Here is a 23,660-nt window from a genome sequence, read left to right as displayed (position 1 = left end):
TGACGCTGCCTGGCCGGCGCGGGACCGTGCCGCGGCGCAGCGGCGGGCATCACGCCGCGCGGGACGGGCGCGGTCAAGCGCCCGCCGGGTGGGAAGGAACATGCCATGGCGCGGATCGGTCGCCGGAACATCGCACTGGGCCTGCTGGCGGCACCGGCGCTGTCGCTTCGCGCCCACGCGCAGGCGTCCTGGCCGGACCGCCCGGTGCGCTTCATCGTGCCCTACAGCGCGGGCGGGGTGGCGGACACCATCGCGCGCATCCTGCAGCCGCGCGTGGCGGAGCATCTCGGCCAGTCCTTCGTGATCGACAACCGCACCGGTGCGTCGGGCGCGATCGGCGCGGCGGCCGTCGCGCAATCGGCACCGGACGGCAACACGCTGCTGTTCGAAGGCGCGACCTTCGCCACGCTGCCCGAGGTGCGCCGCGACCTGCCCTTCGACTATGCCGCGGCATTCGTTCCGGTCGTGCAGGTGACGACGCAGCCCTACATCATCGGCATCCGCGCGGGCTTCCCGGCGCAGGACCTGGCGGGCTTCGTCGCCGAGGCGAAACGCCGCCCCGGCGAGGTCACCTACGGGACCCCGGGTGTCGCCCATATCGGCCATTTCATGGGCGAGGCGCTGCAAATGGCCGCCGGCATCCGGCTGGAGCACGTGCCTTTCCGCGGCGGGGCGGATGTCGCCCGCGAACTGGCGGGTGGGCGGATCGATGCGGGCATCATCTCCTATTCCAGCCTGCGCCCGGCGGTGGAACGCGGCGCGACGCTGATCGCCAGTACGGCGGGCCGCCGCCAGGCCTCACTGCCGCAGATTCCGGTGATCGCGGAGACCTATCCCGGCTACGACATGTCGTCCTGGACCGGGGTGTTCGCGCCGGCGGGATCGCCGGAGCCAGCGATGCTGCGCTTTGCGGAGGTGTTGCGCTCGACGCTGGCCGATGCCGATGTGCGGCGGCGGCTGGAAGCGGCGGGCGCCGATCCGGTCGAATCGGACCCGGTGGCCTTCGCCGCGGTCATCCGCCGCGACCGGGAGACGGCGCGGCGGATCGTCGCCGCGACGGGGCTGCGCGTCGGATAGGGCTTCGGGCGAGGATCAGACGCACGCTGCGACCGCGCCCGGACCACCAGTGATCCCCAACGCAACAGTGCGTGGCGCGAAGGCAAGCCGGCCGGACGGCTGGCGCCCGCCGTCTGAGGGACGAAATCAAGACTCCGAAGGCGGCGGAGTTTACTCCGCCGCCTTCGGCGCGTAGCCGAGGCCGCCTTCGTATTTTCGCGCGGCGTCCTCGGTCAGGAACTCCGCCTCCATCTCGCGGATGCGGTCGAAGCCGGCGAAGCCGTGCAGGTTGCCCATCGGGTGCTGCTTGAAGCGCGCGTCATAGGCGGCTTCGGCCATCGGGCCGTCCTGCTTCAGCGCCGTGGCGAAGTCATGGATCGCCATGATCGTCGCGCGCATCGCCGCACCCGGCAGGATGCAGACCCGGATGCCGAGCGCGGCCATCTCCTCGGCCGACAGGCGCGGGGAGATGCCGGTCATGTTGTAGAAGACCGGGCCCTTCACCTCGCGCCCGATCCGCGCGACTTCCTCGACATCCTTGGGGCCCTCGACGAAGGCGAGGTCGGCACCCGCCTCGATGAAGGCATTGGCACGGGTAATCGCCTCATCGAGCGAGCCACCATGCGCGCCACGCGCATCGGTGCGGGCGATGATGACGAAATCGCGATCAAGCGCATCACGCGTGCGCGCGGCGGCGCGGATCTTCAGCACCGCCTCGTCGCGCGCGATCACTTCCCGCCCGGCGACATGCCCGCAGCGCTTGGGCGCGACCTGGTCTTCCAGATGCAGGCCGGCGACGCCGGAGCGGATGTATTCCTCGACCGTGCGCACGACGTTGATGGCATTGCCGAAGCCGGTATCCGCATCGGCGATCAGCGGCACCTTCACGGCCGCGGCGATCAGCCGGGCATTCAGCGCCATCTCGGTCAGCGTCACGAGCCCCGCATCGGGCAGGCCGAGCAGGTTCAGCGAGGTGCCGTAGCCCGACATGTAGACCGCCGGAAATCCCGCATGTTCGAGGATGCGGGCCGACATGGCGTTGAAGCAGCCAGGCACGACCAGTGGGCGATGAGTGTCGATCAGCGCGCGCAGGCGCGTCGTGGGGCGGGCGGGTTCCCCCTGTCCGAGGCGCATGGCTGTCTCCTCCTGGATTGCACTGGCGCCTGATCGGCGCGCCTGCCTATCGCTACAACAGATAGGTGAGGCTGGTCGATTCCACGATGCGTGGTCTGCCAATGCCGAAAGCATTGATCACGAAGTTGAACGTGACGTCGATGGTGACGGTCACCGTCACGCGGAAGACCGCGCCACCGCCCGTGGTTGTCTGCTGACGGGTTACGCACGCGCCCGGGCTTGTGCTCACAAGGCCGCCAACGGCGCCGCCACGGCCGATCGCCGCCACCACCTGGGCACAGGTCGCGGTCTGAGTTGCCGTTCCGGTCGTGGACATGTTGACGATGCCGTAGCGCTCGGCATCCGCCGCGAAGTTCCTCACGCCCTGGACCGCCATGTAGTAACGGCCAACATCGATCGCTGCGAGAAGGACAAAGAAGAAGACGCCGCCGATGACAGCAAACTCCAGCGACGCGACGCCACGGCGACCCACGCAGGGCCGGCGTCTAGCGTGTGCGAACTTCGACATTGCCGCGGAGCGTCCTGATTGGGACGAGCAGGAGGGGCGTATAATTGCGCGTGACGGAAACCGAGGCGAAGCGCTGCGACGTTTCGTCGCATGGCGGGGTGTCGGCGCTGCAGTCATACCCGTTTGCTGTCGACACCGTACCGGGGCACTGGCACCAGGAAACATAAGTGACGCAGACACCGGCGCCCGCGCCATTCGTGCAACTCGGCGCCACCGGCCAACCGGCCAGGCTGTTCAGCACCGCGGTCCTTACCAGCGCAGCGCTGGGGTCATTGGCGGTGGTCCTCGTGTCGCCAGGCTGGGTCATGGCGACCTGGGCACCTGCCCGCGCCGCGGTCTCAAGGCGCAGGGACTGCTGCAGCGCATTCCCGTAGTCGGCAATGCCCAGCATGATCAGGAGCACGACGGGCATCACGACCGCGAATTCGAGTGCCGCGACGCCGCGGTCTCGACCATGCACGATGCGGCGCGTCATCACTGTACGAGCCTCACATAGTTCACCTGCGCTACCTTCGTGCCGTTCGCCTTGCACGCGTCGATATTCGCGGTGGAATTGCCGGTGAAGGTGATCTCCGCCGCCACGATAGCCACGCAGGTCGGGTCGGTGGTCATGTTCACGCTCGGGGTTCCTTCGAATGAGAAGCCGCCTGTCGGGGAATAGATGCCGCCGAACAGCGTGTCATTGGTGGCCGCGCCGGTGTTGCCCCGGATGTTGAAGACGTTTTGGTTCGCGGTACCCCCGAAATTGTCCCGGTAGATAACGATGCCGTCGTAGACGGACGGGGTGCCCTGGTTAGGGCCGGGTGCGATCAGCGTGAACTGGCCGCCCGTGATGTCCATGCCGCCGACCTTGTTCGCATTGTTGCCGGTGAAGACCAAGGTCACGCCTGGCCCGCCCCGCGAACAGCCGCGGCATTCGATCATTGCCGTGCCCGCGGACATCTGGATCGACGTCTCGTAGAAATAATAGGTTCCTGGCGTCAGCACGAGCGTCTCGTTCGTGCCGATCTGCAGGACGCCATTTCCCCCTGCGTCCGTGGCGACAGGCCTGCCACTGCTCGTGGAGGTCATGACGGGCAGGGTGATTTCCGTCCGGCCGTTGACCGTCCGGCGCGTCGGGGCGGAGCGGTTGAAGTTCTCCACCAGGTTTCCGTTGTTGGCATTCCGCCGCAGGAGCGGGTTGTACGTGTCGTCGTCCAACCTGGCATAAGGATTATCCAGCTTCGGCGCGCCGCTGACATAACCGCCCGGAAGGTTCGCCGACGGCACGTCTTCGCAGTTGTAGCACTGGCCCGCCGCCCGCAGCCCCGCGGCCGTCACGGAATTCACGGCGCTGCCCTGGACGTTGATGGACTTCCGGCCGGGAAAGTTCGACGCGATGAGGCAGTTCGGTGCGTTGACGGTCGTGCTGCCGGCGACGTTTGTGTGACCGGCTACCTGTTGAGAGGGATCCGGCGGCGGAATGGAAAGCGTGCAGGCCGGCCCGCCCGCCTCAATGGTCGCGACGGCGCCGCCCCAGGCAATCGGCGCGGTTCGGTTGATCAATTGCGCCAGACCGATGCGCTGGACCTGCCGGACCTGGACCCGGACCGCATTGGCGCTCGACCCATTGGGGGCCGGCGTAACGAAGTTGCCGACGGCGCCGCCGGGCGACGCGGCCGGCGTCACGAACCCGATGTCGATTGTCACGCGCGTATCGCCCGCAGCGGTAAGGGCGCCGGTGTCGGTGAAGCCGTTGCGGCTGACCACCTGGCTGGCGGCGGCAGTGGCCTCCGAACTGCCACTGAGGGACAATCGGACTGCGCCGACATACGCCGCGACGTCCGCCGCGTTCTGCGCGTTCCTGCGAGAGGAGAGCCATATGCCGGCTTCGGTCGCAAGTGCGCCCATGCCAAGCAGGGCAGTGGACCCGACCGCAAAGGCGATGCTGATCGCGCCCCTGCGCGAGCGAACGCTAGCCATCACAGGCTTTCGAGGCAGGTACGAGGCGTGTACGGCCGTGGGCATGGATGCTTATCCCCCGCAGGGCGGTGCCAGTGACGAACACGAAAATGTTAGTGTATTCACTGCTGAGATATAACTCACAAGTGAGTGTGCGCAACCGTTAGTTAGCGGGCACGATCATCCCTTGGCATGATGTTTGTCCGGATTTTTAGGAACGCGGATCATTTTGGCCGAATGCGACAATGCCACCCTGAATTTACAATCAGAAGCTGCATCAAACGAATTCAGATCACCGAATCGGAGCATTATCACATCGTTAAAGCGCGCATCAAGGGCGTCATCACGAGATTGCGACGGTAGATCCACAAAAAATAAACCCACCATCTCATTTTTTGGCGTTGACCTTTCGTTAACGAAAGTGCTTTGGTTGTCCCGTCGCGGTTGACTCCCTCATGGGGCGATCCGCTTCGCATCCGCACCACGGCAACCCAGGCGAGCGGGTTCGGTGCGGATGGTGCAGCAAACGGCTCGTTTTTGAGATGCATCGAAGGGGATCGACATGATTCGCAAGTTCCTGGCTTCCATCCGTGGCGCTGCTTCCGACCGCAAGGGCGTGACGGCTGCCGAGTACGCCATCCTCGCGGTCGGCGTGGTCATCGTCGTCGGCGGCGCCGTGCTGGCGTTCGCGCCGGGTCTGAACAGCGCTTTCTCGGCCATCGGTTCGCAGATCACCGCGACCCAGAGCTCGATTTCTCGCTGATCCAGGTCGTCTGAATCCCCAGCCGATCGTCCAGAACTATTCCGTCTTGCGGCAAGTGACTGGGCGATCGGTTTGGAGTTTTCGGATGTCCTCCGTCGTATAGGCTGCACGTTGGCGCATTCCCTTTCGGTTCGACTGATGGAGAATGCGAGGGCAAACCGCAGGCGCGGCGGCAACCGGAATGGATGGAATCGATGGCTGGCTTCGGAAAGGTCCTGAAGGCGTTCGCTGGGCGGCTTGATGACAGGCGCGGCGTGACGTCGGCCGAATACGCCATTCTCGCCGTCGGGGTCGTGATCGTCGTGGGTGCCGCGGTCGTTGCCTTTAGGCTCGTCGAGCCAATGCAGTACGCAAGTTCCGCCCTGCTCGCCGGCCAAACCTCGCTCAACGCCGCCGCGCGCTAAGGCGAGCGAGGCTAGCGGGGGCGGCGCACCACTGTTGGGATGCGTGAGCGCATGCATGATCTGCTTTTGTTCCAGGTCGTCGCGGCACCTCTCCTGATCTTTGCCGCGGCGCGTGACATCGCCACACGGCTCATTCCTGATGGCGTATCAATCGCGATCGCCCTCGCGGGCCTGGTGAGCCGTCTCATGCTCGGTTGGGCCGATGCCGGCATCTCTCTCATTGTCGCCGCTCTGCTCTTCGTCGTGCTTCTGCCGCTTGCAATGCGGGGCTGGTTTGGTGGCGGCGACGTCAAGTTGATAAGCGCCATGGCCGTGGGCCTCAGTGTCCACGAGACGTGGCTCTTTATCGTCGCGACGGTATTTGCGGGTGGCGCGCTTGGCGTTGCCTATATTATTGGCCGCGTTCTCGTTCCCGAGACGCGTGTCGTCGCCGGAGGGACTCTTCTTCGTCGCGTGCTTGCCGTTGAGGCGTGGCGCGTGCGTCGCCGGGGTCCATTGCCCTACGCTGTTGCCATCGCGGCCGGCGGACTGATCGTGCTCTACACCCAGACGGGGATCTGACCCGATGTTCCTGCGGCTTCTCGTCGTCCTCTCCCTGGTCCTGAGCGCCACCGGCCTCGGGATCCTCGCGCTCCAACTCCTCCAGCCACCCGGCCAGCCGCAGCAGGTCGCGCGGGTCGAGGCGCCGCCCGCCGTCGCGCCGGCGCCCAAGATCCGGATGCTGGTCGCCGCCCGTCCGCTGTCCATCGGCACGCTGCTGAAGGATGACGACATGCGCGAGATGGAGGTCGCCGGCGATGCGGCGCCCGAGGGCGCCTTCGTCGGCGGCGCGGAATCCCTCGCGGAGTTGCGCGGCGCGCTGCTGCGCCGCTTCATCGACCCGAACCAGCCGATCATTCGCACCGACGTCCTCCGCCCGCGCGACCGTGGCTTCCTTGCCGCCGTGCTGCGGCCGGGCACGCGCGCGATCTCGGTCGGCGTCGACGTCGTGACCGGCGCTTCCGGCCTGATCTGGCCGGGCGACGAGGTGGACCTCATCCTGACCCAGAACCTGCAGCAGCAGGGGACCGAATCGCCTGGACGCCGCGTTGTCGGCGAGACCATCCTGTCTGCGGTACGGGTGATTGCAGTGGATCAGCAGATCAGTCACAGCGGAACGGATGCTGCGACCGCCCGTGTGGTGGCGCGCACCGTGACGCTTGAAGTGAACCCCGAGCAAGCCGAGCGCCTGGCGGTTGCCATGCAGCTTGGCCGCATCTCCCTCGTCGTGCGTTCGATCGAGGGTGTGCCCGAGGCGACCGAACCGCGCCCGTCGCTGGTGTTCGGTTCGGACGTCTCCTCGGCCTTGTCCGGTCCCCAGGCTCCGGCTCCAGCCGCGCCGCGCATGCGTATCATACAGGGCGGCTCGCAGCAGGAGGTGACGTTCCGATGATGGATACGCGTTTGGCGACGCTGGCGTCCGCGCGAGCGGGCCGCATGGTCCTGCTGGCCGCCGTCGCGGCGTTGCCTTTGATGGTCGCGCCCGGGAGCGTTTCCGCGCAGGCGCAAGACAACGTGGCCGCCGCCCTGGAAGGGCCGGCGGTCGGCGTGCGTGTCGGCAGCCATCCGGGCTATGGCCGCGTGGTATTCGATTGGCCGGTGCGCACCTCGTATGAGGCCGTGGCCGGGGCCGATAGTCTGGTCATCCGCTTCGCCGCGCCGGGCCGGCCGCAGCTTGGTTCGGTGCCCACGCCGCGCAACGTCACGGGCCTCGCGACGGAAGGCGATACCATTCGTATCTCGGCGCGCGACGGCGCGCGCTTCCGCCACTTCCACCACGGCCCGAAGCTGGTGGTGGATATCCTTGACCCCGAGGCCCCCGCCGCTGCCGCCGTGGCACCCGTGCTGCGCACAGCGCAGGCGCCGGCCGCGGAGGCTCCTGCGCCCTCGACCGCCGCAGTGATGGCGGACCTCGCCGCCGCAACGCGCATCGCCGCGCCGGAGCGTCCGGTGGCGCGTGGCGCCGTGCTCGCCAGCACCACGCCGGGCCCCGAGGCAACGCGGACCGCACCCTTGGTGCCCGATGTACTGCAGGGCGTTCAGGTGCAGGCGCCGGCGCCCGCCGTGGTCCAGGTCACGCAGGCATTGCCGCAGGGCGGCCCGCGTCCCGCCGCGCCCTTCAATGTGCCGATGCAGGCGCCGCCGGGCATTTCCCTGCTGCCGCAGGCGCAGGCACAAACCCTGCCGCCGCAGATCCCGGGCGTGCCCCAGGTGGTGGCGCCGGCCCCGGGTGCCACGCTGACCCGCCCGCTGGTGCTTGAGCAAGGCTCCGGCCGTCTGGTGGAACTGCCGGGCCCCGCGCTGACCGTGCTGGTGGCCGATCCGCGCATCGCGCGCGTGCAGCCCGCCTCGCCGACCAGCCTGTTCGTGATGGGCGTGAATGCCGGGCGGACCAATCTGATCGCGACGCGTGAAGACGGGTCGCTGGTGGCTGAATTCGACATCACCGTGGCGGCGACCGGCGCGACCGCCGCCGCGACCGGCGTGCCCGTGGCCGCCGTCCCGGCCGTCTCGGCCGGCCAGGTGCAGAGCATGATCCGCCGCATGGTGCGCGGCGGCCAGAATGTGCGGGTAGCCGCGGTCGGCCGTGGTGCCTTTGCGCTGACAGGTATGGTGCCGACCGCCGCGGACGCCCAGCGCGCCGAAGCGATCGCCAAGTCGATGGCTGGCGAAGCGCGCGAGGTGATCAACGAGCTCACCCTGCTGTCCGGCATCCAGGTGAACCTGCGCGTGCGCGTCGCCGAGATCTCGCGCGAGGTGACACGGGATCTCGGCTTCAACTGGCTCGGCGCCTTCAATGACGGAACCTGGCAGCTCGGCTTGCGCACCGGCGGCGGCGTTGCCGGCACGGTGGCGGGCGGCATCATTAATGCGCTGCGCGGCGGCACCTCCTCGGTCGGCGGCACCTATGGCGTGCGCTTCAACAGCGGCAATTTCGACATCAACGGCCTGATCGACGCGCTGGCGCAGGACCGGCTGATCACCGTGCTGGCGGAACCGAACCTCACGGCCCAGTCGGGCGAAGTCGCCTCCTTCCTCGCGGGTGGTGAGTTCCCGGTGCCGGCAGCGGCGTCGAACAACAGCTCGACCATTACGGTCGAATACAAGCCCTTCGGCGTCAGCTTGGCTTTCGTACCGACAGTGCTCTCGCCCGAACGGTTGAACATGCGGGTGCGCCCCGAGGTGAGCGAACTCACCGACACGGGTTCGATCAACTTCCCGGTCGCGGGCGGTGTCGTCACGATCCCCGGCCTGACCGTGCGTCGCGCCGAGACGACGATCGAACTTGGCTCCGGCCAGAGTTTCGCCATCGCCGGCCTGCTCAGCCGCAATGCCTCGATCAACAATAGCGGCGTGACGGGGCTGGGCGACATTCCCGTGCTCGGCGCGCTGTTCCGTTCCGACCGGTTCCGCCGGAACGAGACGGAGCTCGTCATCATCATCACGCCGTATCTCGTGCGGCCGGTCTCGGATCCGTCGGCGCTCGCGACGCCGCTCGACACCTTCCGCCCGGCCACTGACCTCGAGCGCGTGCTGCTGCGGCGCCAGACAGGGTCCGGCGCGCCCTATCGCCAGATCCGTCCGCCCGCGGCGGCCGGCTTCATCGTGGAGTGAGTGGCATGGACCGGCGTCTCGCATCCATCTCCGCGCTGGCCCTGGCGCTTGGCCTCGGGGCCTGCGCGCCCGACACCTATTTCCCGCCCACCGATTTCGAGCGGGCGGGCACTTGGCAGGCCGAGGGCATCAACGACCGCAACCTGCGCGCCCAGGTCGCCGATCCCTCGCACCTGACGCGTGGTGTCGGCGCGGCGACGGATCGCGGCGCGGCGGGCGCGGCCGCGGTCAGCGCCCTGCAGCGCGGCGCCCGGCCGCCCTTGCCGCAAATGACCCTGACCGATGTCGGTCAGGGCGGTGGGGGTGGCGCGAGTGGTGTGACCTCGGGCGGTTCGGGCAGTGGAGGCTCCGGTGGGAGGTGATCGCGGCTTCCTGCGCGAAGTGCCCGACGCGCAGCGTGGCAGCGCGATCATCTCGGCTGATCGCCCCTCCCTCATGGCCTTCGTGGCCGACGAGGCGAGCGAGGCGGCGATCCGTGGCGGCATCGGCGACGTGCTCGGTGCGCAGTTGCGCCGGGGCACGGTGCGCACCGCCGTCAAGGCGCTTGAGAAGGAGGTGACGCCGCGGGTCCTGATCGTGGACATCAGCGGCATCGAGGATCCCTTCGGCGCGCTGGACGATCTGGCGTCCGTCTGCACGCCCGACGTGCGCGTGCTGGTGGTGGGTGAGCGGACCGAGATCGGCTTCTACCGCGACATCACGCGCAATGTCGGCGTGCATGAATACCTGCATAAGCCGCTGACTCGCGACACCATCACCCGACTCTTCGCCCCGCATGTGCAGGGTGGCGGCGATGGCGGTCAGGATCGCGGCGGCCAGGTGACGGTGGTCTGCGGCGTCCATGGCGGTGTCGGGGCCACGACGCTCGCGGTCAACCTCGCCCTGCAGCTGGAGGATGCGACGCGCGGGCATGTCGCGTTGCTCGACCTGCATCTGCGCGGCGGCGCGGCGGCGATGATGCTCGGCGCGCGCGTCACCTCGGGCCTGCGCGTCGCGCTCGAAGAACCGGATCGCGTCGACAGTCTGTTCCTCGATCGCGTCGCCGTGCCGCTCGGTGAGCGCGTGCGGCTGATCGCCGCCGAGGAGCCGATGGAATCCGACACGCAGCCGACCGAGGAAGGCGTGCGCCGGGTCATCGAGATGCTGCGGCAGCGCTTCAACCACGTGGTGATCGACCTGCCCATGCCGCCCGGCCCGGTCGAGCGGCTGGCGCTGCAGCGCGCGCGCCACGTCGTGCTGGTGCTGGGCCCTGATGTCGCGAGCATCCGCGACACCGTCGCGGTGAAGAAGCTGGTGTCGATGACCGGTTCGGCCGGGCGCGTCATCACCGTGCTGAACGGGGCAGGGCGCAAGGGCTACCTGCCGATCAAGCTGATCTCCGAGGGCATCGGTGCCTCGCCCGAGGTGGTCATTCCCGACCTGCCGCGGCAATTGCCTCGCGCGGCCAATCTCGGCCGGCCGGCACTGCGCGACAGCCCGGTGCTGCGCCGCGCGCTCGGCGCCCTGTCGCAGGAAATCGCGGCGGTGCGCTCGGTCGAGCGGCCGCGTTCCTTCTTCGGACGGCTGTTCGGGCGCGGAGGCTGACCATGCGGACGTTCGGGCGGCGCAGCGAAGGCGCCAATCACCTGCCGGTGCCGATCTCGACCGACAACGAGATCCGGTCGGTGAATATCAGCGCCGCCGATATCGCCTTGTCGGAAAGCGAAGAGCTCGCCCGTCTGCGCACCCTGGTGATGGAGCGGATCGATCCGGTCGTCGCCGGCGAGTTGCCGCCCCTCGCGTTGCGCCAGCAGCTCGATGCGCTGGTTCATGAGCTCGCCAGCCGCGAGCGCATGGAGATCTCGGCGCGCGACCAGTCGCGCATCGCCGAGGAGATCGCGCGCGACATGGTGGGCTACGGCCCGCTTGAGCCACTGTTGGCCGACGACACCATCAACGACATCATGGTGAACGGGCCGGAGAATGTCTTCGTTGAAGTGCGTGGCAAGCTGCTGCGCACCAACGTCCGCTTCCGTTCCTCCGCGCAGGTCTCGGCCATCGCGCAGAAAATCGCGGCGACGGTCGGCCGCCGCGTCGATGAATCGAGCCCGCTTTGCGACGCGCGCCTGCTGGACGGTTCGCGCGTCAACATCGTCTTCCCGCCGCTGGCGCTGGACGGGCCCTGTATCTCGATCCGTAAGTTCGCCAAGAAGCGCTATGACCTGTCGTCGCTGGCGACGAACGGATCGATGTCGTCGGCGGTGCAGCGGATTCTCGAGATCGGTTCGCGCTGCCGGTTGAATGTCGTGATCTCGGGCGGCACGGGCTCGGGCAAGACGACAATGCTGAACGCCATGTCGCGCCTGATCGACCATGGTGAACGCATCGTCACCATCGAGGACGCGGCGGAACTGCAACTGCAGCAGCCGCATGTGGTGCGCCTCGAAACCCGCCACGCCAATCTCGAAGGGCGCGGCGAGGTGACCGCCCGCGACCTGGTGCGCAACGCCCTGCGTATGCGCCCCGACCGCATCATCGTCGGCGAAGTCCGCGGCGCCGAAGCCTTCGACATGCTGCAGGCGATGAACACCGGCCATGACGGGTCCTTCTGTACCGTCCATGCCAATACCGCGCGCGACGCGCTGACCCGTATTGAGAACATGGTGATGATGGGGCAGTCCACGCTGCCTTCCCGCGCCATCCGCACGCAGATCGCCGCTGCCGTGGACCTGATCGTGCAGATCGAACGCATGCGCGACGGCGGCCGCCGCGTCTCCCAGGTCGCCGAGATCTGCGGCCTGGAAGGCGATGTCATCACTATGAACGACATCTTCACCTTCCAGTACGAAGGCGAGAACGCCGACGGACGCCTGCGCGGCTCCTGGGTTTCCCCGGGCATGCGGCCGGCCTTCGTTGATCGGCTCAACTACTTCGGCATGCTCGATGCCTGGATGCGCGCGCTCCAGGAGGGCTGAGCATGGATCGTTCCTACCTCCTCGGCATCGGGGCGCTGCTGACCCTGGCTCTGGTCACCGGCCTGATAACGCTCGCGAAATCCGGCCAGGCCCGCCGGATGAGGGAAAGGGTGGCCAGTGCGGGGCTCGTGGACCTGCGCAATATAGAGACGCCGGGCCTGCCGAGCATCCGTCTGCAAACCGCCGACCGGCGCCCGCTGCTTGAGCACTTTCTCCGTTTCCTACGCTTCAATCCGGAGACGCCGCAGGAGCAACTGATCCCCTGGTGGGCGACGCTGCTGATCGGCGTCGTGCTCGCGATCGTGCTCGGCTACTACCTGCGCTTCCTGGTGTCGGTCGAAATGGCCGTGCCGATGGGACTGGGCATTGGCATCTTCGTGGTGCGTGGCCTATTCGCCTGGCAGCACAACCGCTACGTCGATGCGATCTTCCATCAGATCCCGGACGCGATCGGGATGATGGTGCGCGCCATCCGCGCCGGCCTGCCGGTTGCCGAGGCGATGCGCAGCGTGGCGGCGGAACTGTCGGATCCGCTGCGGGACGAATTCGCACGCATGCTGGGCGATGTGGCGATCGGCCGCCCGATCGACCAGGCGCTGATGCGTCTGCATACGCGCACTGAACTGCCGGAATTCTCATTCCTGGCGGTGGTGTTCGGCATGCAGTCGCAGACCGGCGGCAATCTCGCCGAGACACTCGACAACCTCGCCGATATCGTGCGCAAGCGCGTCGCTCTTGCCAAGCGTGCCAAGGCTTTGGCGGCGGAAGCGCGCATGCAGGCGGGCATCCTGATGGCTCTGCCGTATATTGCGGCGCTCGCGATGTCGCAGATCCAGCCGTTCTACATCAACAACTTCTTCTACAATCCGACCGGGCGGAAACTCGCCCTGATCGGCCTTGGCTTCTCCGTCTTCGGCTATCTAGTGATCCGCTGGATGATCAAGCGGGCGGGATCGGACTGACCCATGATCGACCTCATCATGGACGGCGGTCTCGTGCCCATCCTGGCAGTGGTCGGGGCTGTTTGCCTCGCCATCCTGGCGGCCATCGTGCTGGCGCGCGGAGCCGAGGAAAAGGACATGGCCAACCGCGTGAGCGGCGTGCTGCGGACGGACGGGCCCAACTTCGCGGCCGCAGCCACCGCCACGGGCACTGTCGCCGCGGCGCCCTTCCGGCGCCTGGGTGAGATCCTGCGCAATACGACGCTGGTGTCGGAAAAGGACCTCGCCGATTTCCAGGTCGCCATTGCCGCGGCCGGCCTCAATCCCCGCGCCGCGGTGCCAACCTTCATTGGCGTCAAGGCGGTGATGATGGTGGCGCTGCCGATCTGCGCCTACGTTTACGCACATGTCAGCAACTTCGACGGGCCGCGCACCGCCGTCGTCGTGTTCAGCGGCATCCTGCTCGGCGTCTTCGGGCCGAACTTCGCCCTGGGCTACCTCAAGGGCAAGCATGAGGAGAAGCTGCGCAAGGGCTTGCCCGATGCTCTCGACCTGCTGGTCGTGACAGCCGAAGCGGGTCTTGGCATCGAGACCGCGCTCGACCGCGTGGCGCGGGAGATCGAGCCGAACAACCGACCGCTCGCCATCTCCTTCCTCGTCCTGGTGCAGGAACTGCGCATGCTGCCGGACCGACGCCAGGCGCTGGAACGCTTCGCCGAACGATCGAATTTCGACGGCTTCAAGCGGCTCGGCGCCACCCTGTCCCAGACGCTGAAATACGGCACGCCGCTCGCCCAGGCACTGCGCGTGCTGGCCGCCGAGATGCGCCAGGACCGCATGCTGCGCATCGAGGAGAAGGCGATCCGCCTGCCTGCGCTGCTGGTCATTCCGCTGATCCTGTTCATCATGCCCGCGGTCTTCATTGCGCTGGTCGGGCCGTCCGTGCTGGAACTTGGCAAGGGCCTCCTATCGGGAATGCAGTAATGACGAGTCGGCTCCTTCCTGCCTGCCTCCTCGGGCTTCTGCTGACAGGCTGCGCGACCGACGGGCTGCGCGATCCCGACGCCGCGTCACGGATGCGCGTCGCGGCGGCCGCCGAAAGCCAGGGCCAGATGGATGTCGCCCTGTCCATGTATGCCGCCGCGGCGGCGCGCGACCCGGACAATGCTCAGGCCCAGGCACGGCTTGCCGCTGCGCTGGTCCGTTCCGGCAACCACGCCCAGGCTGAGCAGGTGCTGGCCGCTGCGGTGGAACGCCTGCCCAATAATCGCGCGCTCATGGTCCAACTCGGCCGCGTCAGGCTGCGCGGTGGCCAGGCAGGCCAGGCGCTGTCGCTGTTCGACCGCGTGCTTGTCTCTGACGCCCGCAACACCGATGCGCTGGACGGACGCGGCGTCGCGCTCGACCTGATGGGCCGCCACCCGGAGGCGCAGGAATCATACCGCCGGGCCCAGGCCCTGGCGCCCAACTCCATCGCGATCGCCAATAATCTCGGCCTGTCGCTGCTGCTCGACGGCCGGCCTGATGAGGCGCGCGCGGTTCTTGAGCCGCTGGCACGTCGCCCGGATGCGACCGACCGCGTGACGGCGAACTATGCCATTTCCCTCGCCGCCACGGGCGATGTCGCGGCGGCGCGTTCGGTGCTCGGCGAGGCCGGTGGCGACATTGCGGCCCTCGGCGATGCCTTCCGCGGCGGCACCCGCCAGGTCATCGAGGTCACGCCGAACGACCGGCCGGGCTGACCGCGCTTCGTGCGCGCTTGGCAGGGCGCCGGATGGCCCGCCTGGGTGGACGGGCGCTGCGTCCTTGCGCTCGGGTTGGTGACGATCGCCTCCGACATGCTGCTCGTCCTGACCGCCACCGTGTTGCGGTCAGGCACACCCAATACGGCCGACCTGCTGGCCTTCCTCACCGCCGGTCGCCTGGCGATGGCCGGGCAGGCGGCCATCGCCTATGACTGGACGGCATTCCGGCTTGAACAGGCGGCGGTGCTCGGCATCACGCCGGAGGCAATCGGCGGTGCGCTGGGTTGGCTGAATCCACCGCATTTCTTCTTCGCCGTGCTGCCCCTGGCACCGCTCGGCTATGGCTGGGCCTGGCTGGCCTGGGTTGTCGCGACCGGCCTGCTGCTGGCCGCAGCCGCCTGGTCGGTGCTGCCGCGCGGGGTGGCGGTGGTGGCTGTCATGGCCGCGCCATCGGTACTGCTGACGGCCTCGGTCGGGCAGAACGGGCTGCTGGTCGCCGCGCTGTTCGCCTGGACCTTTGCCCTGCTGGACCGGCGGCCGGCGGCGGCCGGCCTCGCCCTCGGCCTGCTGACGGTCAAGCCGCAATTCGGCCTGCTGCTGCCGCTGCTGCTGGTCCTGACCGGCCGCTGGCGCGTCTTCGGCGTGGCGGCGGCGGTGGCGCTCGTGGCGATGGGCCTCGCCTGGGCCGCCTTCGGCACGGAGGCCTGGCGCGCCTTCCTTCCCTCGGTCGCTGGCAACGCCGATCGCATGCTGGCGGGGGAGATCTCGCCGCGCATCCAATCCGTCTATGTCTTCCTGGCGCGGCTGACGGGGCGGGAAGGGCTCGCCGCGGCGGGGCACGGCCTGGTCGCCCTGGCGGTCGCGGCGCTGGTGCTCCGGCTGTGGCTGCGGAGGCCGGAAGGCCCAGAGGAAGCCCGCGCCGCGGCAGCCATCGCCGCCTCCTACCTGCTGACGCCCTATGTCTGGGGCTATGACACGCCGGCCATTCCGGTCGCCGCGCTGTTCCTCGTGCGGGCGGCGCTGCGGGATGGCTGGCTGCCGGGCGAGAAGGCCCTGCTGCTGCTGGCCTGCCTGATGCCGGCGCTGCTCGTCGTCGTGCAGCATCCGCTGGTGGCGCCGGCCGCCTGGGGGATCGTGCTGTGGTCGGCCTGGCACCGCGACATGGCGTGGCGCCGCAACAATGTCGCTGCCAGCCTCAGCCCGGCGCCGACCGGCTCGCTGTCCGCAGGCACATGATCCGCGTCCGGGCCGGCGGTGCCGCTGCCGGGCGTCCGCGCAAGCGCAGTTCCACCGCAGGCACGGCCACGATCGGCCGCAGGGAGGGCGTCTGCGCCCCCACCAGCAGCACCGCCCCGCGGCCCGAGGCGCAAAGCCCCGCCATGGCCGGGCCGGGCAGCGGGATGACGCCGGGGGCGGGGCCGGGGGTGAACCCCTGGCCGGTGAGCGCCGCCGTGACGCGCATGTGGTAAATGGTCGCCCGCTCAGGCGTTGAGGAATGGTACTGCCCGGTTGCCGTTGCCCAGTCCCCGGTACGGGCGAACAGCGACTTCAGGTAGCGCACCGCGTAGCGGACATTGGTCTCGGGATCGAAGCCGGCATCGACGCTGGGGAAGGCGTCGGGGTGGTGCAGCAGGTTGATCTGCATGCAGCCGATGTCGATTGAACGCGTGCCGGCGGCCTGCCGCGCCTGCACCTCGGCCACCGCCTCGGCGCGGCTGGCCATGTAGCGGCCCTCGCCGGCGGCGTTGAAGGACCACGGCCAGGGCTGCACGCCGCCGTTCGGCGCGCGGCGGCCGGTCTCGACCCGGGCGATGGCGCCGAGCAGCCCGGGCGGCAGGCCCGAATTCTGGTCGGCCGCTGCGATGGCGCGCGCACAGGCGTCCCAGGGGTCGTTGGACGGTGCGGGTGGGGCAGGGGCCGGCGTGGCGCGGGCGGCGACCTGCTGGCGCGGGGCCGCGGCCGGGCGCGCCGCCGCGGATCCGCGCTGGGTCGTATTGGCGTTGGCCGGCGCCGGCGGCAGGGCCGCAAGCGCGGCGAGGGGCAGGACCAGGCCGAGCAGCCGCAGGGCGCGGGGTCTGTGCTTCTGCATTGCGCGGCCGTCATGGACCGCCGGGCCGCGCCGGGTCAAGTCCGACGCATGCGCTATCCCCTGGCGCCGGGCCTTCCCCGATGGACAAGCCAGCCCGCGATTGCGAGTTTCCCGCCCAAACGACACGGCATTGAGGAGACGCCCCCGTGACCTTCACGATCGCTCGACGGACCATGCTGGCCGCGCCCTTCCTGGCCCCGGGGCTGGCGCGATCCCAGGGTGGATGGAAGCCGTCCCGCCCTGTCACCCTGGTCGTCCCCTTTGCCGCCGGGTCCGGCACGGACACCGTGGCGCGTACCCTCGCATCCCTGTTGGAACACGAATGGGGCACGCAGCTGGTGGTGGACAACCGCCCCGGCGCCAATGGTGCCATCGCCGCGATCGCCACGGCCCGGGCCGCGCCGGACGGGCATACGGTGATGGTCACCACCAACAGCCCGCATGGCGCGACGCCGGCGCTGATGCGGCGGCCGACCTATGACGCCATCGCGGACTTCACCGCCATCTGCCGCCTGGGCACCTACATCTTCGTCTTCGCGGTGAACGACCAGGTGCCGGCGCGCTCCATGCAGGAATTCCTGGCACTGGCGAAGGCGCGGCCGGGGCAGCTCACCTGCGCCTCGGGCAACACGACGGGCGTGGTGGGCGCGGCGATGCTGAACCGGCTTGGCAATGTCGATGTGACGCATGTGCCCTACCGGTCTTCCCCGCCGGCGATGACCGACGTGATCGCCGGGCGCGTCAGTTCGATGTTCGCCGATGTCGCGGCATCCCGAGCCTTCCTCCAGGAAGGCAAGCTGAAGCCGCTTGGCATCACCTCCGCCCAGCGCACGCCGCTGTTCCCGGAATGGCCGACGCTTGCCGAGGTCGGGCTGCCGGGCTTCGAATTGCTGTCCTTCATGGGCGCGGTCGGGCCGGCGCGCATGCCCGAGGAGATCCTCGGCGCCTGGAACGCCGCCATCCGTCGCGTCTGGGACCGGCCCGAGACCATCCAGCGGCTCGGCGAGTTCGGCATTGAGAAGGTGACCTCCACCCCGGCCGAATTCGCGACCTTCATCCGCCAGCAGGTCGAATTCTGGGGCCAGCAGGCCCGCGCCGCCGGCCTGGAGCCCGAATGATCCGCCGCCCCGGCCTGCCCCCGAACCTGGGCAGGCCGGCGACTATGCAGATGCAACATGCCGGAGTTCTAAACTTCGATCTTGTCGTTACGGGAGTGGCAAACCATTCTTTCTCATAGACGCGTGGTGAGGGAGGCCATGCGCACCGTCCGAAAGGGGACACTGACATGACCAATTCCACCCGCCCGCAATCCGCCGCCCTGGCCCGCAGCCTCGCCGAGATGGCTGAAGGCAACCTCGCGGCCCGCATCCGGCTGGAGCAGGCGGCCCGCATCGTGGCCACTGCCCGCCGTGCCGCTGACCTCGCCGCTGCTGGCGCGCTGCGCCTGCCGAGCGTCGCCGAACCCGCCGTGCAGGCCGTGACCGAGATCGCCCGCCACTGGGACGCTACGGCCGTCACCGCCTTCGAATATGTCGAGACGCTGCCCGAGGCTGTGGTCGAGCGCCTGCTGCGCGCCGCACCCGCCTGGGCCGCCGCCTTCCAGCCCGTCACGCCGGACCGCCTGGCAGCCTGACGCATCAGCGCCGGCCGTCGGCCCGAGGCCATGCCTCGGGCCTCGGAGCGCACGGCGCGCAAGCCCGGCGCAGGGCACCATGGCGCTACAGCGAAAGGGGGCCGCGACCCCATCGGATCGCGGCCTTGCCGCGAGCGCGAAGCGCGACCGCGCCCATCCTGCGCACCGCGCCCAACGCCACAGTGCAGGGCGCGCGAGCCAAGCACACGGACGTGCGCGCCGGCGATTGAGGCACGAAAGACTCAGCCAATGGCCGCCAAGGGCGGCCATTGCGCCTGGGTGTGCCTTCCCCTCATCCGCGCTATACCCGCCGCGCCTCAACAGCGCGGAGCGGTTGCATGTCCATGAGCGGCGCGGGACGACCCAGGGATTCCAATGCGCCGCGTCGCGTGCTGCTGCTCTCGGGCGCCTCGCGCGGGATCGGCCATGCGACCGTCAAGCGCTTCTCCGCCGCCGGCTGGCGGGTCATCACCATCTCCCGCCAGCCCTTCCCCGAGCAATGCCCGTGGGAGATGGGCCCCGAGGACCACATCCAGCTCGACCTGACCGATCCTTCCGCCACCGAGGCAGCCGCCGAGGAGATCAAGGAGCGGCTGAAGCCCGAGGGTGGGCGGCTCGACGCGCTGGTGAACAACGCAGCGATCTCGCCGAAGGGACCGGGCGGCGCGCGGCTCGGCTCGCTCGAGATGGATATCGAGGGCTGGCTGCGCGTCTTCCGCGTCAATTTCTTCGCGCCGCTGCTGCTCGCGCGCGGCCTGGTGGAGCCGCTGCAGAAGGCGAAGGGGTCGGTGGTGAACGTCACCTCGATCGCCGGCAGCCATGTCCATCCCTTCGCTGGGGTGGCCTACTCGACCTCCAAGGCCGCGCTCGCCGCCCTGACGCGGGAGATGGCGAGCGACTTCGCCCCGCTCGGCATCCGCGTGAACGCGATCAGCCCGGGCGAGATCGATACCTCCATCCTGTCCCCCGGCACCGAGAAGATCGTGCAGGAACAGATCCCGATGCGCCGGCTCGGCCGGCCGGAGGAGGTCGCGCAGGCGATCTACTTCCTTTGCACCGAGGCGTCGTCCTACGTGAACGGCGCCGAACTGCACATCAATGGTGGTCAGCACGTTTGATACGCCCTCAAACGCCGGGCGGCCCGCATCCGCGGGCCTTGGCTTCGCGCCCTGCGCTGGTGCGCTGGCGGCAACGGGCGGTCTGGGCGCGGTCGCGCCGTGCGCTCCCGGATCGTGCGGGCACGATCCGATTCAGCGGCGCAACGCAGCGCGGCGTTGGCAGCGGTCGCGCCGCCGCGGCGCTGCTGATGCGGCCTTGGTGAACCATGTCCGGTAGCGGCACGCGGCGCGGCGTCGCATCGCTGCAGCTGCTGTTGCCATTCCTGCGGCCCTATCTGCCGCGCGCCGTCGGCGCCGTCGTCGCGCTGTTCGCCGCCGCCGGGCTGACGCTCGCGGTCGGGCAGGGGCTGCGGCAGATCATCGATGACGGCTTTCGCGGCGGCCCCGGCGCGCTGAACCAGGCGGCGATCGTCATGGCGATGATCGTCGCCTCGCTCGGCGTCGCGACCTCGGTGCGCTACTACCTCGTGACCTGGCTCGGCGAGCGCGTCGCCGCCGATATCCGCCGCGCCGTCTTCGACCACCTGACGCGGCTCGATCCTCGCTTCTACGAGACCGCGCGTACCGGCGACCTGATGTCGCGCCTGACCGCGGATGTAGCGCTGCTGCAATCGCTGATCGGCTCGGCCATCTCCATGGGGCTGCGCAACGCGCTGACCGGCGCGGGTGCCTTCGCGATGCTGGTGCTGACCAGCGCGAAGCTCGCCGGGCTGATGGCCGTGGTGGTGCCGATGGTGGTGCTGCCGATGATCGTCTTCGGCCGCCGCGAACGCCGCCTGTCCCGCGCCGCGCAGGAACGCGTCGCCGACCTCGCCGCCACCGCCGAGGAAGCGATCAACGGCATGCGCACGGTGCAGGCCTTCACCCATGAACCGGCCGAGCGCGCCCGCTACGGCGCGGAATCCGAACGCTCCGTGCAGGCCGCCCTACGCCGCGTGCTGACGCGCACGGCGCTGATCCTCTCGGTCATCCTGCTCGGCTTCGGGGCGATCACCTTCGCGCTGTGGGTCGGCGGGCAGGACGTGATCGCGGGGCGGATGTCGGGCGGCGACCTCACCGCCTTCGTCTTCTACGCCGTGCTGCTGGCGAGTGCCGGCGCGACCGTCAGCGAATTGTGGGGCGAGATCCAGCGCGCCGCCGCGGCGGCCGACCGGCTGGCCGAGATCCTCGCCGTGCAGCCCGCCATCGCCGCCCCGGCGAACCCGGTCGCACTACCCGTCGCTGAGGGCCGCGTCACCTTCCGCGACGTCACCTTCCGCTATCCGTCGCGCCCGGAAACCTCGGCGCTGGACGGCTTCAGCCTCGACGTCGCGCCGGGCGAGACCGTCGCCTTGGTCGGGCCATCCGGCGCCGGCAAGACCACCGTGCTGTCGCTGCTGCTGCGTTTCTACGACCCGCAGGTAGGCGCGATCCTGCTCGATGGCGTGGACATCGCGCGGGCGGCGCCGGAGGCGGTGCGCGGCCGCATCGGCCTGGTGCCGCAGGACCCCGTGATCTTCAGCGCGACGGTGGCCGACAACATCCGCTACGGCCGGCCGGACGCAACTGACGACGATGTCCGCGCTGCCGCCGAGGCCGCTTCCGCCGCTGGTTTCATTGCCGCGCTGCCGGACGGCTTCGACACCCATCTCGGCGCGCGCGGCGTCACCCTGTCGGGCGGGCAGCGCCAGCGCATCGCCATCGCCCGCGCCATCCTGCGGGACGCGCCCGTGCTGCTGCTGGACGAGGCGACCAGCGCGCTCGACGCCGAAAGCGAACATGCGGTGCAGGCGGCGCTGGCACGGCTGTCGAAGGGGCGCACCACGCTGGTCGTGGCGCACCGGCTCGCGACCGTGCGACGGGCGGACCGGATCGTGGTGATGGAAGCCGGACGGATCGTCGCCACCGGGACGCATGAGGCGCTGCTGGCGGAAGCCGGGCTTTATGCGCGATTGGCGGCGTTGCAGTTCACCGACGCTTGAGGCGCGCGGGGAGGGCGCCGCCCTCCCCGGAACCCCTCCCGCCAAAGGCCAGTGGCCTTTGGAATGCCATCGGCCGCGCTTGATGTCAGGCAGTGCTGGATTTTGGGCGATGTTCTTGATAGGTTCTCGTGGTCAAGGGGCGGATTGCGCGTAGCTGCGTGGAGCGGATTTAAAGGGCTGAAATCCTAAAAGCTTAAAGTGCCTGCAATCAGGGGTTGTGCCTGCCGGGCACCAGGTTGGCGCGCCAAATCAGGACGGAGGCGCGGCCAGCATCTTGCGCATGTACACCGTCGTCCCGCCCAGGAAGGGCTCGCGTGCCGTGACCGCGTAGCCGCTGCGCTCATACAGCGCGACATTCGACGCGAAGTCGGCATTCGTCAGCAGGCGCAACTCCGCCCGCCCGGCCTCCCGCGCCAGCGTCTCGGCCGCGGCCAGCAGCCGCCGTCCAAGGCCTTGGCCCTGGCGTTCCGGCAGCACCGCAATGTTCTCGATCCAGAGGTGATCGTCGTGCGGCACGGTCTCGATCACCGCCAGGATCGTCGGCCCGCGCTGCAGCAGGTCGAAGCGATGCGTCCGCAGCGCGGCGTCATAGTCGGCGCGCATCGGCAGCGGCTCGCGCCCGATCAGCGGCACCCATAGCGCATAGGCCTCGCGCACCAGGGCGCGGATCGCCGCGGCGTCGGCCGGGGTGGCGCGGCGGAAGGCGGTGGGCGGAAGCGCTGTCATGGGAAGGGTCCTGTCGGATGGACACGAAAAACCCCGCCGACCTTGCGGTGGGCGGGGCGCCGGGGAGACCTGGGATCGAAGGGCGGGACTAGGCCGCCATCAGCCTCGGGTCTTCGGATCGGGCGCACGCCGCCGTGCCGTCGTCGTGTGACGGCGGCGTCGCGTGGCGGCGATGATGGCATGGCGCGCGATCATGGACGGCATGCTGCGGGCTGCGGTGGCCCGCCGTCAACGCCCATCGAGGAAGGCGAGCACCGCGGCGTTGAAATCGGCCGGATTATCCGCCTGCACGCTGTGCGCGGCGCGCCGGATCGTCACGCGCGTCGCATTCGGCATCGCCCCTTCCAGCGCATCCAGGATGCGCCCGAATTGCGGCTGGGACTGGTCGCCGCCGGCCAGCAGGGTGCGGATGCGGATGCCTTCGGCCTCCGCGCGGCTGTAGGGCTTGCGCTGTTCGTTGATCTGCCCGAGCAGCGTGCGCGCGTTGTCGCGGTTCACACCCTTGCGCGCTTCCGATCGCTTCTCCCAGGCGCCGGGACCGCCGGTATGCTCGGCGATGACGGTCAGCCCTTCCTCGGTCTTGCCCTCGGCGATCAGCGCGGCACCCTTGGCGAAGGCTGCGCCCTGCTTGCCGGCGGGTGGTGCGCCGCCGAGGCTTTCATCCAGCTCGCCGCCGGGTTCCAGCAGCACGAGGGCTTCGATCAATTCGGGATGGTGCTGCGCGACGCGGAAGGCGATGTGCCCGCCTCGCGAATGGCCGACCAGCCGCACCTTCCCGGCGCCCAGCGCCTTGACGAAGCCGGCGATGTCGGCGGCGTGGCGCGCGATGGTGAAGTCGCCGCCGTCTTCCCACTTGCCCGGCCAGGTGTGGCGCAGGCTGACGGCGATGGCGTGGAAGCGCTCACCGAAGGCAGCCATCTGCCCGCTCCAGGACCGCTGGTCGCCCAACGTGCCGTGGATCATCACCAAAGGCGGGCCGGATCCGGCCTCGGCATAGGCGATCGGGTAGCCGTCGATGGCGATGCTGGGCATG

Annotated in this window: 24 protein-coding genes; 17 read left to right on the top strand and 7 right to left on the bottom strand. The window is 69.2% G+C overall.

Annotated elements, in window-relative coordinates; translation table 11 throughout:
- Positions 1 to 105 precede the first annotated feature (105 nt).
- Positions 106 to 1,077, top strand: a complete 972-nt coding sequence (locus tag AC2YHJ_RS23940; RefSeq protein WP_487398700.1) for a Bug family tripartite tricarboxylate transporter substrate binding protein — start codon at positions 106 to 108, stop codon at positions 1,075 to 1,077.
- Between the two features lie 150 nt (positions 1,078 to 1,227).
- Here the strand turns inward: AC2YHJ_RS23940 and AC2YHJ_RS23935 are convergent, their stop codons facing one another.
- The 4 genes from AC2YHJ_RS23935 to AC2YHJ_RS23920 are packed head-to-tail and all read right to left on the bottom strand — an operon-like array spanning position 1,228 to position 4,660.
- A complete protein-coding gene (locus AC2YHJ_RS23935) occupies positions 1,228 to 2,190 on the bottom strand; it encodes an isocitrate lyase/PEP mutase family protein (protein ID WP_487398699.1) in 963 nt (320 codons plus the stop codon).
- A 52-nt stretch (positions 2,191 to 2,242) separates the two neighbouring features.
- Positions 2,243 to 2,698 carry a TadE/TadG family type IV pilus assembly protein gene (locus tag AC2YHJ_RS23930; protein ID WP_487398698.1) on the bottom strand — a complete coding sequence of 152 codons (456 nt, stop codon included), beginning with the start codon at positions 2,696 to 2,698 and terminating at the stop codon, positions 2,243 to 2,245.
- Positions 2,676 to 3,173 (bottom strand): TadE/TadG family type IV pilus assembly protein, encoded by a 498-nt coding sequence (locus AC2YHJ_RS23925; protein WP_487398697.1) that lies wholly within the window; start codon positions 3,171 to 3,173, stop codon positions 2,676 to 2,678. Before AC2YHJ_RS23925 ends, AC2YHJ_RS23930 begins: the two co-directional genes overlap by 23 nt.
- Entirely contained in the window at positions 3,173 to 4,660 is a 1,488-nt protein-coding gene (locus AC2YHJ_RS23920; RefSeq protein WP_487398696.1) for a pilus assembly protein TadG-related protein, read from the bottom strand. The genes AC2YHJ_RS23925 and AC2YHJ_RS23920 overlap by 1 nt, the downstream gene beginning before the upstream one ends.
- Positions 4,661 to 5,201: 541 nt before the next feature.
- Between AC2YHJ_RS23920 and AC2YHJ_RS23915 the strand changes: the two genes are divergently transcribed.
- The 12 genes from AC2YHJ_RS23915 to AC2YHJ_RS23860 all read left to right on the top strand — a co-directional run bounded on the left by AC2YHJ_RS23915 (position 5,202) and on the right by AC2YHJ_RS23860 (position 16,336).
- Positions 5,202 to 5,402: a hypothetical protein gene (locus AC2YHJ_RS23915; protein WP_487398695.1), complete on the top strand. Its 201-nt coding sequence runs from the start codon at positions 5,202 to 5,204 to the stop codon at positions 5,400 to 5,402.
- A 194-nt stretch (positions 5,403 to 5,596) separates the two neighbouring features.
- The gene (locus AC2YHJ_RS23910) at positions 5,597 to 5,806 is read left to right on the top strand and encodes a hypothetical protein (RefSeq protein WP_487398694.1); all 210 of its coding nucleotides are present in this window, start codon (positions 5,597 to 5,599) and stop codon (positions 5,804 to 5,806) included.
- Positions 5,807 to 5,857: 51 nt separating this feature from the next.
- Positions 5,858 to 6,367: an A24 family peptidase gene (locus tag AC2YHJ_RS23905; protein WP_487398693.1), complete on the top strand. Its 510-nt coding sequence runs from the start codon at positions 5,858 to 5,860 to the stop codon at positions 6,365 to 6,367.
- A gap of 4 nt (positions 6,368 to 6,371) precedes the next feature.
- Positions 6,372 to 7,238 (top strand): Flp pilus assembly protein CpaB, encoded by an 867-nt coding sequence (gene cpaB, locus AC2YHJ_RS23900; RefSeq protein WP_487398692.1) that lies wholly within the window; start codon positions 6,372 to 6,374, stop codon positions 7,236 to 7,238.
- On the top strand, positions 7,235 to 9,460 hold the full coding sequence (locus AC2YHJ_RS23895) for a type II and III secretion system protein family protein (protein WP_487398691.1): 2,226 nt from the start codon (positions 7,235 to 7,237) through the stop codon (positions 9,458 to 9,460). The genes cpaB and AC2YHJ_RS23895 overlap by 4 nt, the downstream gene beginning before the upstream one ends.
- A gap of 5 nt (positions 9,461 to 9,465) precedes the next feature.
- Positions 9,466 to 9,822 carry a hypothetical protein gene (locus tag AC2YHJ_RS23890; protein ID WP_487398690.1) on the top strand — a complete coding sequence of 119 codons (357 nt, stop codon included), beginning with the start codon at positions 9,466 to 9,468 and terminating at the stop codon, positions 9,820 to 9,822.
- Positions 9,812 to 11,044 carry a CpaE/TadZ family protein gene (locus tag AC2YHJ_RS23885; RefSeq protein ID WP_487398689.1) on the top strand — a complete coding sequence of 411 codons (1,233 nt, stop codon included), beginning with the start codon at positions 9,812 to 9,814 and terminating at the stop codon, positions 11,042 to 11,044. The genes AC2YHJ_RS23890 and AC2YHJ_RS23885 overlap by 11 nt, the downstream gene beginning before the upstream one ends.
- Before the next feature lie 2 nt (positions 11,045 to 11,046).
- Positions 11,047 to 12,414 carry a TadA family conjugal transfer-associated ATPase gene (locus AC2YHJ_RS23880; protein WP_487398688.1) on the top strand — a complete coding sequence of 456 codons (1,368 nt, stop codon included), beginning with the start codon at positions 11,047 to 11,049 and terminating at the stop codon, positions 12,412 to 12,414.
- Positions 12,415 to 12,416: 2 nt separating this feature from the next.
- Positions 12,417 to 13,376: a type II secretion system F family protein gene (locus AC2YHJ_RS23875; protein WP_487398687.1), complete on the top strand. Its 960-nt coding sequence runs from the start codon at positions 12,417 to 12,419 to the stop codon at positions 13,374 to 13,376.
- Positions 13,377 to 13,379: 3 nt separating this feature from the next.
- Positions 13,380 to 14,339: a type II secretion system F family protein gene (locus AC2YHJ_RS23870; protein ID WP_487398686.1), complete on the top strand. Its 960-nt coding sequence runs from the start codon at positions 13,380 to 13,382 to the stop codon at positions 14,337 to 14,339.
- Entirely contained in the window at positions 14,339 to 15,097 is a 759-nt protein-coding gene (locus AC2YHJ_RS23865) for a tetratricopeptide repeat protein (protein ID WP_487398685.1), read from the top strand. The genes AC2YHJ_RS23870 and AC2YHJ_RS23865 overlap by 1 nt, the downstream gene beginning before the upstream one ends.
- A gap of 9 nt (positions 15,098 to 15,106) precedes the next feature.
- Entirely contained in the window at positions 15,107 to 16,336 is a 1,230-nt protein-coding gene (locus AC2YHJ_RS23860; protein ID WP_487398684.1) for a glycosyltransferase family 87 protein, read from the top strand.
- On the opposite strand, the gene AC2YHJ_RS23855 is transcribed toward AC2YHJ_RS23860, so the two are convergent.
- Positions 16,296 to 17,189 carry a lytic transglycosylase domain-containing protein gene (locus AC2YHJ_RS23855; protein ID WP_487398683.1) on the bottom strand — a complete coding sequence of 298 codons (894 nt, stop codon included), beginning with the start codon at positions 17,187 to 17,189 and terminating at the stop codon, positions 16,296 to 16,298. The two genes, AC2YHJ_RS23860 and AC2YHJ_RS23855, sit on opposite strands and share 41 nt — an antisense overlap.
- 146 nt (positions 17,190 to 17,335) lie before the next feature.
- Here AC2YHJ_RS23855 and AC2YHJ_RS23850 point away from each other — a divergent pair, with 146 nt between their 5' ends.
- The 4 genes from AC2YHJ_RS23850 to AC2YHJ_RS23835 all read left to right on the top strand — a co-directional run bounded on the left by AC2YHJ_RS23850 (position 17,336) and on the right by AC2YHJ_RS23835 (position 21,901).
- Positions 17,336 to 18,307, top strand: coding sequence for a Bug family tripartite tricarboxylate transporter substrate binding protein (locus tag AC2YHJ_RS23850; protein ID WP_487398682.1), 972 nt, complete (start codon positions 17,336 to 17,338; stop codon positions 18,305 to 18,307).
- A 167-nt stretch (positions 18,308 to 18,474) separates the two neighbouring features.
- Positions 18,475 to 18,822 (top strand): hypothetical protein, encoded by a 348-nt coding sequence (locus AC2YHJ_RS23845; RefSeq protein ID WP_487398681.1) that lies wholly within the window; start codon positions 18,475 to 18,477, stop codon positions 18,820 to 18,822.
- A gap of 338 nt (positions 18,823 to 19,160) precedes the next feature.
- Positions 19,161 to 19,940, top strand: a complete 780-nt coding sequence (locus AC2YHJ_RS23840) for an SDR family NAD(P)-dependent oxidoreductase (RefSeq protein WP_487398680.1) — start codon at positions 19,161 to 19,163, stop codon at positions 19,938 to 19,940.
- A gap of 206 nt (positions 19,941 to 20,146) precedes the next feature.
- Complete coding sequence (locus AC2YHJ_RS23835) at positions 20,147 to 21,901, top strand: ABC transporter transmembrane domain-containing protein (protein ID WP_487398679.1); 1,755 nt, start codon at positions 20,147 to 20,149, stop codon at positions 21,899 to 21,901.
- A gap of 249 nt (positions 21,902 to 22,150) precedes the next feature.
- On the opposite strand, the gene AC2YHJ_RS23830 is transcribed toward AC2YHJ_RS23835, so the two are convergent.
- Positions 22,151 to 22,627 (bottom strand): GNAT family N-acetyltransferase, encoded by a 477-nt coding sequence (locus tag AC2YHJ_RS23830; protein ID WP_487398678.1) that lies wholly within the window; start codon positions 22,625 to 22,627, stop codon positions 22,151 to 22,153.
- A gap of 228 nt (positions 22,628 to 22,855) precedes the next feature.
- Entirely contained in the window at positions 22,856 to 23,659 is an 804-nt protein-coding gene (locus AC2YHJ_RS23825; protein ID WP_487398677.1) for an alpha/beta fold hydrolase, read from the bottom strand.
- Between the last annotated feature and the right edge of the window lies 1 nt (position 23,660).

The organism is Roseomonas sp. SRI_022 (assembly GCF_057586215.1).
The sequence above is the reverse complement of the archived record's forward strand: the minus strand, read 5'-3'. Positions and strand labels throughout refer to the sequence as shown.